The organism is Terrisporobacter petrolearius, assembly GCF_020748185.1.
Classification (GTDB): Bacteria; Bacillota; Clostridia; order Peptostreptococcales; family Peptostreptococcaceae; genus Terrisporobacter; species Terrisporobacter petrolearius.
Map to the genome: position 1 here is coordinate 1 of NZ_JAHZMO010000068.1, position 10,148 is coordinate 10,148.

Consider the following 10,148-nt stretch of genomic DNA (forward strand, 5'->3'; position numbering starts at 1 on the left):
ATTACAATAATTATAGATGTCAATGGAATTTAAAAAAGCTGACTCCTAATAAGTATAGAAGTCAACTTTTAATGACGGCTTAGCCAGTCGTTTTTTCTAGTGTCCTTGACAAAGGGTCCATTTTAAAATTCTTAGTAACTACTTTTTCATTGGTGCCGGATGTGGGAGACGGAACTTTAAATTTCACCTAAAAGAATTTAAAAATATATAGTATTATAATTGAGTATATATCTACATTTTAAAAATGTTGAATAGAATCTAATAAAATACAAAAATATAAAAACTTCATTTTACTGCGGTATTTTGTGTTATTTTTTACATAGAAAAAAGCTGTATTTCTACAGCTTCTATACAAATATACTATTTATTTTATCTACAGCTTCTATTTTGGTTTCTTTCATAACATGAGTATAAATATTCATTGTAGTTTCAATATCACTATGTCCTACTAAAGATTGAACTGTTTTAGGCGGAACACCAGCTTCAAATAATCTAGTACAGTAAGTGTGTCTTAAGCCATGAAATGTAATGAGCTCTATATCATTAGATTTTAATACAGTAGACAACCTTCTATTTGGTTTCTTTGGATCCATAATAGTACCATCATTATTACAGAAAACATAGTTATTGTTTTGATAGTTGCCTTCATCTAATGAGAGAATAAGTTTGTTCTGTACCTTTTTATAAGACTTTAATTTGTTCAATATAGTCTTAGGTATAGGGACTGTTCTAAAACTATTCTCAGTTTTTGGAGGAACTTCTTTTAATATACGTTCTCTAGTACCATCTCTTTGAATTTCTACAACTCTTCTAACACTTCTTTGAACAGATAGGGTATGTTCTTTAAAGTCAATATCACTCCATTTTAACCCCAACACTTCTCCTAGTCTTAATCCAGTACCAAGTGCAAAAGTAATTAATAATTCTAAGTCTATTCCTTTAAGAGCTTCTAACAGTCTAAGTTGGTCATCTTTACTTAAAGCTTTAATATTGTCCTCTTTTTTTACTTTAGGTAAATTTACATCATCACACCAATTCTTTTGTAGGTACCCTTGTTTTATAGCTTCTTTTAGACATGTTTTAAGTGTTTTATTTATTCTTTTAACGTTGGATGCATCTAATTTATCTATATCAAGAAGCTTAGTGTAATATCGTTGTAAGTGGGCAGTTCTTAAGTCGATTAACTTAATATCACCTATATCACTATCTTTTATATAAAGTCTATATACACCTTCATAACACTCAAATGTGGATGGAGCTAAGTCTTTAGATTTAAAGTCAAATAGCCAAGTAAAATACCATTGGTCTATTGTTATTTTATCATTCATAAGAAGTCCAAGAGACATTTGTTTTTTATAGTCATCCATTTTAGTTTGAACTTCTTTCTTTGTTTTTCCATAAAAATCTTTTCTTTTAAGGCTACCATTATCATTCCTACCTATGGTAAGAGAAGCTCTCCATCCATCCTGCTTACCATTAACCATACGCTTCATGATAGAGCCTTCACCATTGGCTCTTTGCCTTTTGTTAGCCAATAAAAAACACCCTCTTTATTTATTTTTAGTATTTTCTTTTTCTAGCTTAAATAATTCAAATTCTAGTAAGTCACATGCTTTCATAAGTAATTTTTCATATGATTTATCGTCTATATAATGAAGACTATCTTCTTTTCCTATATAAAAAATTAGGTCAACTAGTGATTTATAAGCTAAGTTAATATCGATTATTTCGGGTTTACATGTAAATCCACCGGGAAATTTAATGTTTTTACTTGTATCATTTCTAAGGTTTTGTATTATATTTTTTATGTCAATATCTAAGTCAGAAAAAATAAAGGGTCCATGATTAATAAACTCATAAAAGTCATTAAAATTATAATGTCTGTAAAAATGTAGAAGCTTTACAATCTCTGGTAAAGGCAATTCTTTTTCATTGTCGATAGACCAAACATTATGGATGTCAGTTTGTTCTTCTAAAAATTGACTTAAGCCATCAATAGACAATGGAGTATTATTACAATTGCCATAAGACTTAGCTATGGAAGTCATTAGTTCTGATGTAAAGGAAGGATATGAAGGCGAAATAAAAATATTATCATTTTTATAATTATCTGATAAACTTAAATTTCTTTCTAAAAACTCAATATAGCCCTCATCGTTGGGATTAAAATATCCAAATTGGCTATCTAACATATAATTAAATTCACCATTTTCTCCAAAACAAGGGCTTAAATTAGAACCTACTAAAAAATCTATTGGTCTTTGTAGGATTGTTGCAAGTTGCATTAATACCTCTACACTAGGAACCCTATTACCATTTTCATAATTAGCTAAGCCAGAAGATGAAATACCAGCTTTATCAGCTAGATCATTTCTGCTAAACTTCATTTCTTCTCTAAACTTCTTTATATTATTGCCTATGGTACTTGCTATATCTAATTTCATTTACTCACCTCTAAATTTATAATTAACTATTTTTATTAAATTATAACATAAATTTATTCTTTAAGAATAAAAAATTATGTTATATAGTTGTTTATTCTAAAAGAATATGCTACTATTAAGTTATTCTAAAAGAATAAGGAGGTGAAAAAATGAAATTAAAATTACAAAGAATAAAGAAAAAATGGACTCAAACAGATTTAGCTAATGCTTCTGGTGTTGGTTTAAGTACAGTCGTAAAAATAGAAAAAGGTAACGTAGATAATGTAAGTGTAGCGATACTAAAGAAAATAGCAGATGCTTTAGACACTACAGTAACAGAATTATTTTTTACAGAGGATGATGTATAAGGAGGGGATAATTATGCAGGAATACAGCAAAGTAATGGATGTTAAAACTTTTTCTAAAGAATATGGTATTAATTTGAAAAAGTCCTATGAAATAGTACATGCTAAAGGATTTCCTATGGTTAAATTTGGTAAAAGAATAGTGATTATTAGGAGTAAGGTGGATGAATGGCTTGAATCAAATATAGGCAAGGAATTTTAAGTAGGTGATATAAGATGCAACAAGGATATATCAAGCTACATAGAAAAATAAAAGACAATTCTCTTTGGAAAGCTTGTACGCCTAATAGAAAAGTTATTATGGTAACTATGTTGTTAAGTGCAAACCATAAGAGAGCAGATATTGTTTTGGATAATGGTGAAAAAACTACTATTTTACCAGGTCAATTTATTACATCTAGAAGAAATTTTGCTAAAGAATGTGGTAAAGGAATAACTGAGCAAATGATTAGAAGTGCGTGGGTTGTTTTTCAGAAACAAGGATTTTCAACCATAAAAACAACCAAGGATTATACACTTGTAACCATTGAAAATTGGGGAATATATCAAGATGTATTAAAAAAAAGAACCCAAGAATCAACCCAAGGTCAACCCAGCACCAACCTAAGGTCAACCATGAACAATAATGATAAGAATGAAGAGAATGAAAAGAAAGATAATATATATACTCGAGTTATAACTCGATTGAATGAAAAAGCTTCTAAAAACTTTAAATCTACTACTCAAAAAACAAAGACAAGCATAGATGCAAGATTAAGAGATGGTTTTATAGAAGAAGATTTTTACAAAGTAATAGAAATTAAAACTAAAGAATGGTTAGATACAAAATATGAAAAGTATTTAAGGCCAGAAACACTTTTTGGCCCTAAGTTTGAAGGTTATTTAAATCAAAGTACAAATAAACAGGTTACTACTAAGAGCAGTGTGAATGAGACTATAGAAAATATAGAGGATATAAACTTTAAACCTAGACCTCAATATATAGAGGATGAACTAGAGAAAAAAAGAAAAGAGTATGGCTTATTATAAAGGGAGTTGATAAGTATGGATAGTCAATTCAAAAAAATGTTAGAAGAAAGAGTTAAGAATATTCCGGCAAGAGATGATATAAAAAAAGAATATAATTGCCCTATTTGCGAAGATTTACTATATACATTCAATGATAAAGGGCAAGCAGTACCTTGCAAGTGTAAAGATAAAGTAGAAGCTAAGGAAAAGCTTGAAAGATGTGGATTAAGTGAATCTTTTAAATATAAAACATTTTCTACATATAAGACAGATAATCCAATATTAAAAGAAGCTAAAAACATAGGTATAGATTATTGTATTAAATTTAAAGAAAATCCTAAGTATGATAAGTCAATACTGCTATCTGGACAACCTGGTACTGGAAAAACTCATCTAGGAGCTGCAATAATGTTAAATCTAATAGAAAATAATATATGGTGTTTATATGATGAGTATATAAAAATGATGATAGTCCTTAAACAATCAGTAATGGATGATATTAATTATATTAAACAATTAGATAAATACACAAATACTAAAATTTTATTCTTAGATGATTTTTTAAAAGGAAAACAGAATGAGGCAGATTTAAAGTATATATTTGAAGTTATTAATACTAGATATTTGAAAAAGAAACCTATGATAATAAGCACAGAAAAGTCACCCAAAGAACTTTTAGCGTTTGATGAAGCTGTAGGATCTAGAATTATCGAAATGTGTGGTGGAATTAACGGAAACATAGTTTTATTTAAAGGTAAGGATTTAAATTATAGATTGAGATAAAAAAATAAACACTTAAAAAGTGTTTACTCTAAGAAATACATATTGAGAGGGTTCTGGCCAACCCTCTTATGATTAAATAATAGCAAATTATTAAAAGAAATTAAAGTTTTATTTACTATAGATAAAAAATAGGGGGATAAATGATTATGAATAACATGTATTCTATTTTAGAAAAAATCAATGATTTACAAATAAAATTAGATGGTGTATCAGCAACAGCCTTTACTATAGCGGAAGCCATGAAAAATGATAATAACTATATGCCAAGTATTAATTTAATAGGTATTGTAGTTGATGATATTACTAAGGAAATAAGAGAATTGGTGGATGAGGGACATAAAATAAATAAGGTAAATAAAGAAAAAATCTAGTTTGTCTTTAGTTTGAAAGGAGAACATGCAACATGAGAGGTTATGGAAATATATTTTATGATGTGGCGTTAATATCAGAAGCACATAAATATTTTTTTGAAAAAGGTGAGTTAGGGGATAGAAAATATAATAAGCTTAAATCTGAGATACAAAATGATTTAGAGCTACATAAAGACGACGAAATACCTTTTAAGTATAATGATATTAAATTGGTATATGACTGTATTAATCTTAACTATGAGAATATAGGAAAATTAGAGAAGGTTAATGAAATATGGAAGTATATATTAAAAGCTAATACAACAGGAGCAGATGAAGATAAGTTAAAAGCACTAGCTAAAATTAAATTAGAAACAAAATATAATTTACATAGTTATAAAATAGTAAATCGATTATTACCGTCTCATATATTGAGTGCAAAAAATATGAATGAGGAAGAATTTAGAACATTTACATTTCAATTCTCACTAACAGAAAACATAATGCATTTATTGGAAGGATTGACACCTAATCAAGTATATAGATTATTCCCTATAGAAAAGGAATATGATGGATATAGAACTGATTTTAAGGACTATTATTCCTGTATTCAAGAAGCTAATAAAATGGGGTTAAACAAGATAATGGCAAGTGATGATGTAGAACATTATGTTATGGAGTGTAATACAAATCGATTTATAACTTCAGTAGGTGTAGGGTTAATGATATTAGCATCTGATTACAATAATTGGGATATGGGCGATATAATGTCTAAGCTTAAGGAGATAAAGGAAGAGTGTAAAAAAACACAATTAAAAGTAATAAAGCCGCTTTAATAGTTGAGATGTATGAAATTCGTACATCTGAAATTGATAAAATAGGGGGAGTTTAATAATGAAAACACTAGAATTTAGAATAAAGGGTTTTGCAATAAATAGAGTAGAAGATGCAGGGCAATTAGTTGCAGGAGATGATTCGGAATATAGAAAAGAAGGAAAATTAATATCATCTCTTATGGATGAAATAAAAGAACTTTTACCAAAGGAAAAAAAGTATTTAATTGATAATTTAGATGAACATAGTGGTTCACAAAATAGCATTATGGAGATTGAAATGTATAAGCAAGGTTTTAAAGATGGTTTTAAATTTAATAATTTTTTAGATAGATAGTATGAGTTAGGGCTATGATTTTAAATTATAGCCTTTTATATTTTAAGTATTGTAGTTACTTGGGTTATAAATAAGGTAACTACAGTATGAGAAAGATGGTGAATCTATGTATTGTGTCATACAAGAGTTAAATTTAAAGAAAATAGAGTGTTATGGAAAATTCAAGACAATAGAGCCAATAGTATGTGATTATAATGGAAGAATAACATATAGTTACATAATGGAAGGAAGGTTTGAAAGACCGATAAAAAAAGCTTATAAAATAAGTATTCATAATAGTTATAGAGAAAATGGAAGGATAAAGAAGAAACAATGGTATATCTGTACTATACAGCATTATTCAATAATAGATTGTGGGGACAGTCTGCTTAATTATGTGACAGAGAGTAAAATTGAAAAAATAGCTAATGATATAGGTATAGCAGTAGATAATTTATATGAAATGATTTATAAAAAGCTAGATCCTTTAATAGATAAAATAGAAGCTGAATATAAGAAAACAGAGGAATATAAGATTAATAAAGAAAATAATAAGATTTTAGAAAAATTTAGGGAGCAACAAAGTAATTTTGATAACATATATGGCTATGATACTTATAGAGAGTGTTATGACGTATTTGGAAACTTAAAGAATAAGGCTCGATTAGATGAATTAAAGGAACAAAAGAAGGCCAGTGATGAATATGAGGAGAGAAGTCGTAGTTACTACAGTAATAATAAAAGTAACTACAATTATAATAAATACAGTAGTTACCTTGACCCGTTTCAAGGTAACTACAATGAGGACGAAAAGAAGTTATTAAAAAAGCTATACAGAAAAATGTCTATGCAGTTTCACCCTGATAAGAATCAAGACAATCCAAAAGAAGCTCAAGAAATGATGATGTTAATAAATAAGCTGAAAGAGCAATGGGGTATATAAGTAGTTGTGTATATGGAAGATTAATAGGTTCCATTTTAAATCAAACCTTTCAAACTTCAAAATCGTAATATAAATATGAAGAATCCAATTATGGATTCTTTTTTTATTAAAAATATAAGACATACATGGTTATATATGGAAATAGTGGTAGTAGATAAAGTGAAAATTTAAAAGAGTGTATATTCGTTATTATAAAGTAAAATAGTTAAAAAAAGTCAATTAAAATGTGTATATATTAATGTTTAAGTTAAAAATGTGATATAATTATATTAAGAACTTATATTCTGTATTTACAAAACTTATGTTTTTAAATGGGTTCTTAATTTGATAGATGGAGGCTTATTATGACAAATGAGGAATATTTGCAATGGGAGCCACTTGTAAAAAAGATAGCTTATAAGTATAGAAATAATATTTATAAAATTGAAATAGATGACTTGATACAAATAGGTGCTATTGGCTTAATATATGCCTTTGAACATTACAAAGAAGATAGAGGAGCTTCTTTTCAAACTTATGCCTATGATTGTATAGAAAGAAAAATATTTAGAGAATTTCAAAATATGAAAAGAATAAAAAGGCAAGCAGATTATAAATCAACCTCTTTTGATGCACCTATTAATGTAGATGGGGACTTATATCTGGAAGAAGTTATTTCAGATGATAATGTAAATGTAGAAGCTACAGTTATAAATAAATTAATAATAGAAAAATATAAAGAAGAGATTAACCTTGTATTAACTGGAAGAGAAAAAGATATAGTTTATAAAACTTTATTTGAAGATATAAAATTTATAGATCTAGCTAAGGAACATGGAATACATCATTCAAGAGTACATGATATACAAAGAAGAGGATTTAGAAACCTAAGGAATAAAAGCCCTATGATAAGAGATAGATGGCTTAAAATGAAAGAAGAAGAGTTAGAGCATAGACTTATATCAGCTTACCAAAATACAGAAAACGTATATTTTTATTTTGAAAGCAATTCAATACTTTACAAGAAATATAAAAATGAGATTGATATATTAAACTTTATCCAGGAACTATTTGACTCAATGCCTTTCGACTTTAAACTCGAGAAATACTCTAGCTTCATATTGAGTTTAGAAATATTTAATCAAAGAGATATAGAACTTTTTAATAAGCGTAAAATCAATAAAATGACTCAAGATGAACTATTAAAACAAGGGTATGGATTTAATGAAATATTAGATATTGAAAGAACTATCAAGAAAGCTATATTGAAAAATAAAAAGCAAGTATATGAAAAATGGCTGGAATACATAGATAAAAAATCAATTGCTATATAAAATAATTATAAAAGGAGACAGTTAATATGACATATAAAAGTAGATACGAACAACTAAGAGATGAAATACAAGGCTTACAGCATAAGAATTTTAATGAGGATAGAGATACAACACAGAAAAGATTATCAAAATTAGAAAAAGCAAAACAAGAATTAAATGAATTTATAGATGCAGGGGAAAGACATTACAATAAACAAGTTGTATTTAATGGAGATGGTCCAGAACTAGATGAGTTATGCATAACCATAGAACTGGCTAAGAAGTTAAGATAAAAATACTATAAAAAGGTGCATTCTTTTCTATTTTGGGGTGCACCTTTTTTACATCAAAATAAAGGAACGTCACCAATAAATAAAGTAACGTTACTATTGATTTAATGGAGTACTTTATTGATGATTTAGCTTAGTAAAACTTAGTATTAATCTGATATAAGACCCTAGTAAACCCTAGTATTAAAGCCTATAAATATGGTTGGAAATCGAAGGCAAATGAAGGCATAAAACTTGAAATAGATAGACTGACTGAAGAATGCTTACAAGAATATCTAAAACAGAAGAAATTAAACTACTTCCGAATTTCGGAATTGGTTTAAATGCAAGTAAAATAATTTTAATGGGACTCTATTGGAATAAGGGAACGTTACCGTTGATTTAATGGAGCGCTCCATTACTATTTAATATCTATAAAAACCTATCAAAACCTATTATAAAAACGACATATAGGTGACCACAATGTTGTGGAGTTATTTGAGCCATAACTAAAGGTTACAGCCGAAAATTCGGCCATGCATATCTGAAAGTGAACAATATCATTGTATTTAGAGGGGTAGCGAAATGCGAGGAACCTTAAGCCCTTAGATTTAAAATCCGAAAACCATAAGGTTACTACAAGGTTGGGATAAGGCATTGGCACTTATAAGGGGAAAATTAGGGTGAGGCAATTAACTTATTGCCATAAAATCGCTTAGTATTTAGGATATATTTTCATCATATAGATATGAATGTTGAAATATCAATACAGATTTATATAAATACAAGATATGGTTTAAATAATTTACAAAACGAATAGAAGGAGTGAGAATAATTTTGGTTGCTTTAGATATAAGAAGCTTTAAAGAAATAAACATGTTTTATAAAACCACAATAATTAATCCAGTATTAAGAAAGCATAGAACTTACATATTTAAAAGATTAGATAATAAAATAAATATTTATAGATATAAAATAGGTAGCAATAAAGTTGAATTTACTGGAAAATATATAGATTTATGCAAACAAAAGACTGGTTTTGGATATAAGAGCTTCTTTATATGTCCTTATTGCGGCGAAGTTAGAGCGAAATTATATTATTCAAATAAAGCTGATGAACTTAGATGTAGAAGTTGCATAAACGAAAATGTATATAAATATAGAACTAATATGTATGATGAAGGTGGAACTGATTTAATTTATTATAAAATGTTTAAGTTGGCCAAAAGTATTGGTATAGATCCTAAAGACTTGGAATTTCCATTTGAGCCATTAAAGTATATTTGGAAAAAACCTAAATATATGAGACGTGATAAGTATGAAACTGTAATTAGGCAGCTTATTATATTGGAGCAGTGGAGAATGAATGTAATTATATTTAAAACTAAGTATTCAACAAAATATATTAATGAATTATTAGAAAATATAGCTACTCAAAGTGTAAATGATACTATATAGATGTACATAAAATGGAATATAAAAATGTACAAAATTATACAAATTTCTGCTATCCTTATCCCGGGAGGGATAGCCATGATTTTAAATTTAATAGGACAAATTAATATA

14 protein-coding genes are annotated in these 10,148 nt (G+C 27.7%); 12 read left to right on the forward strand and 2 right to left on the reverse strand.

From position 1 onward, the window contains the following. The coding region (locus K0040_RS21160) for an IS3 family transposase (RefSeq protein ID WP_331476281.1) at window positions 1-83 on the forward strand (83 nt) is incomplete at its 5' end. Window positions 84-347: 264 nt separating this feature from the next. Here the strand turns inward: K0040_RS21160 and K0040_RS18885 are convergent. Both K0040_RS18885 and K0040_RS18890 read right to left on the reverse strand, forming a co-directional pair. Then, window positions 348-1,535 carry a tyrosine-type recombinase/integrase gene (locus K0040_RS18885; protein WP_228110274.1) on the reverse strand — a complete coding sequence of 396 codons (1,188 nt, stop codon included), beginning with the start codon at window positions 1,533-1,535 and terminating at the stop codon, window positions 348-350. A gap of 15 nt (window positions 1,536-1,550) precedes the next feature. Further along, window positions 1,551-2,444, reverse strand: coding sequence for a helix-turn-helix domain-containing protein (locus tag K0040_RS18890; RefSeq protein ID WP_228110275.1), 894 nt, complete (start codon window positions 2,442-2,444; stop codon window positions 1,551-1,553). Window positions 2,445-2,593: 149 nt separating this feature from the next. Here K0040_RS18890 and K0040_RS18895 point away from each other — a divergent pair, with 149 nt between their 5' ends. The 11 genes from K0040_RS18895 to K0040_RS18945 all read left to right on the forward strand — a co-directional run bounded on the left by K0040_RS18895 (window position 2,594) and on the right by K0040_RS18945 (window position 10,040). After that, a complete protein-coding gene (locus K0040_RS18895; protein ID WP_228110276.1) occupies window positions 2,594-2,791 on the forward strand; it encodes a helix-turn-helix domain-containing protein in 198 nt (65 codons plus the stop codon). A 13-nt stretch (window positions 2,792-2,804) separates the two neighbouring features. Beyond that, a complete protein-coding gene (locus tag K0040_RS18900; protein WP_228110277.1) occupies window positions 2,805-2,990 on the forward strand; it encodes a helix-turn-helix domain-containing protein in 186 nt (61 codons plus the stop codon). Window positions 2,991-3,004: 14 nt separating this feature from the next. Continuing rightward, window positions 3,005-3,817 (forward strand): conserved phage C-terminal domain-containing protein, encoded by an 813-nt coding sequence (locus tag K0040_RS18905; RefSeq protein ID WP_228110278.1) that lies wholly within the window; start codon window positions 3,005-3,007, stop codon window positions 3,815-3,817. Window positions 3,818-3,832: 15 nt separating this feature from the next. Further along, window positions 3,833-4,579 carry an ATP-binding protein gene (locus K0040_RS18910; RefSeq protein WP_228110279.1) on the forward strand — a complete coding sequence of 249 codons (747 nt, stop codon included), beginning with the start codon at window positions 3,833-3,835 and terminating at the stop codon, window positions 4,577-4,579. Window positions 4,580-4,725: 146 nt separating this feature from the next. Beyond that, window positions 4,726-4,950, forward strand: a complete 225-nt coding sequence (locus K0040_RS18915) for a hypothetical protein (protein ID WP_228110280.1) — start codon at window positions 4,726-4,728, stop codon at window positions 4,948-4,950. Window positions 4,951-4,982: 32 nt separating this feature from the next. Then, entirely contained in the window at window positions 4,983-5,765 is a 783-nt protein-coding gene (locus K0040_RS18920; RefSeq protein ID WP_228110281.1) for a hypothetical protein, read from the forward strand. A gap of 58 nt (window positions 5,766-5,823) precedes the next feature. Further along, on the forward strand, window positions 5,824-6,099 hold the full coding sequence (locus tag K0040_RS18925; RefSeq protein WP_228110282.1) for a DUF6809 family protein: 276 nt from the start codon (window positions 5,824-5,826) through the stop codon (window positions 6,097-6,099). 106 nt (window positions 6,100-6,205) lie between these two features. After that, a complete protein-coding gene (locus tag K0040_RS18930) occupies window positions 6,206-7,021 on the forward strand; it encodes a J domain-containing protein (RefSeq protein ID WP_228110283.1) in 816 nt (271 codons plus the stop codon). Window positions 7,022-7,365: 344 nt separating this feature from the next. Continuing rightward, window positions 7,366-8,334, forward strand: coding sequence for a sigma-70 family RNA polymerase sigma factor (locus K0040_RS18935; protein ID WP_228110284.1), 969 nt, complete (start codon window positions 7,366-7,368; stop codon window positions 8,332-8,334). A gap of 26 nt (window positions 8,335-8,360) precedes the next feature. Next, a complete protein-coding gene (locus K0040_RS18940) occupies window positions 8,361-8,606 on the forward strand; it encodes a hypothetical protein (RefSeq protein WP_228110285.1) in 246 nt (81 codons plus the stop codon). A gap of 813 nt (window positions 8,607-9,419) precedes the next feature. After that, complete coding sequence (locus K0040_RS18945; protein ID WP_228110286.1) at window positions 9,420-10,040, forward strand: hypothetical protein; 621 nt, start codon at window positions 9,420-9,422, stop codon at window positions 10,038-10,040. Window positions 10,041-10,148 lie beyond the last annotated feature (108 nt).

Bases quoted from the DNA above. Each gene is read 5' to 3' on its own strand.
- K0040_RS18900 (WP_228110277.1), top strand. From the start codon at position 2,805: ATGCAGGAATACAGCAAAGTAATGGATGTTAAAACTTTTTCTAAAGAA.
- K0040_RS18930 (WP_228110283.1), top strand. From the start codon at position 6,206: ATGTATTGTGTCATACAAGAGTTAAATTTAAAGAAAATAGAGTGTTAT.
- K0040_RS18905 (WP_228110278.1), top strand. From the start codon at position 3,005: ATGCAACAAGGATATATCAAGCTACATAGAAAAATAAAAGACAATTCT.
- K0040_RS18940 (WP_228110285.1), top strand. From the start codon at position 8,361: ATGACATATAAAAGTAGATACGAACAACTAAGAGATGAAATACAAGGC.
- K0040_RS18915 (WP_228110280.1), top strand. From the start codon at position 4,726: ATGAATAACATGTATTCTATTTTAGAAAAAATCAATGATTTACAAATA.
- K0040_RS18920 (WP_228110281.1), top strand. From the start codon at position 4,983: ATGAGAGGTTATGGAAATATATTTTATGATGTGGCGTTAATATCAGAA.
- K0040_RS18895 (WP_228110276.1), top strand. From the start codon at position 2,594: ATGAAATTAAAATTACAAAGAATAAAGAAAAAATGGACTCAAACAGAT.
- K0040_RS18935 (WP_228110284.1), top strand. From the start codon at position 7,366: ATGACAAATGAGGAATATTTGCAATGGGAGCCACTTGTAAAAAAGATA.
- K0040_RS18890 (WP_228110275.1), bottom strand. From the start codon at position 2,444: ATGAAATTAGATATAGCAAGTACCATAGGCAATAATATAAAGAAGTTT.
- K0040_RS18910 (WP_228110279.1), top strand. From the start codon at position 3,833: ATGGATAGTCAATTCAAAAAAATGTTAGAAGAAAGAGTTAAGAATATT.
- K0040_RS18925 (WP_228110282.1), top strand. From the start codon at position 5,824: ATGAAAACACTAGAATTTAGAATAAAGGGTTTTGCAATAAATAGAGTA.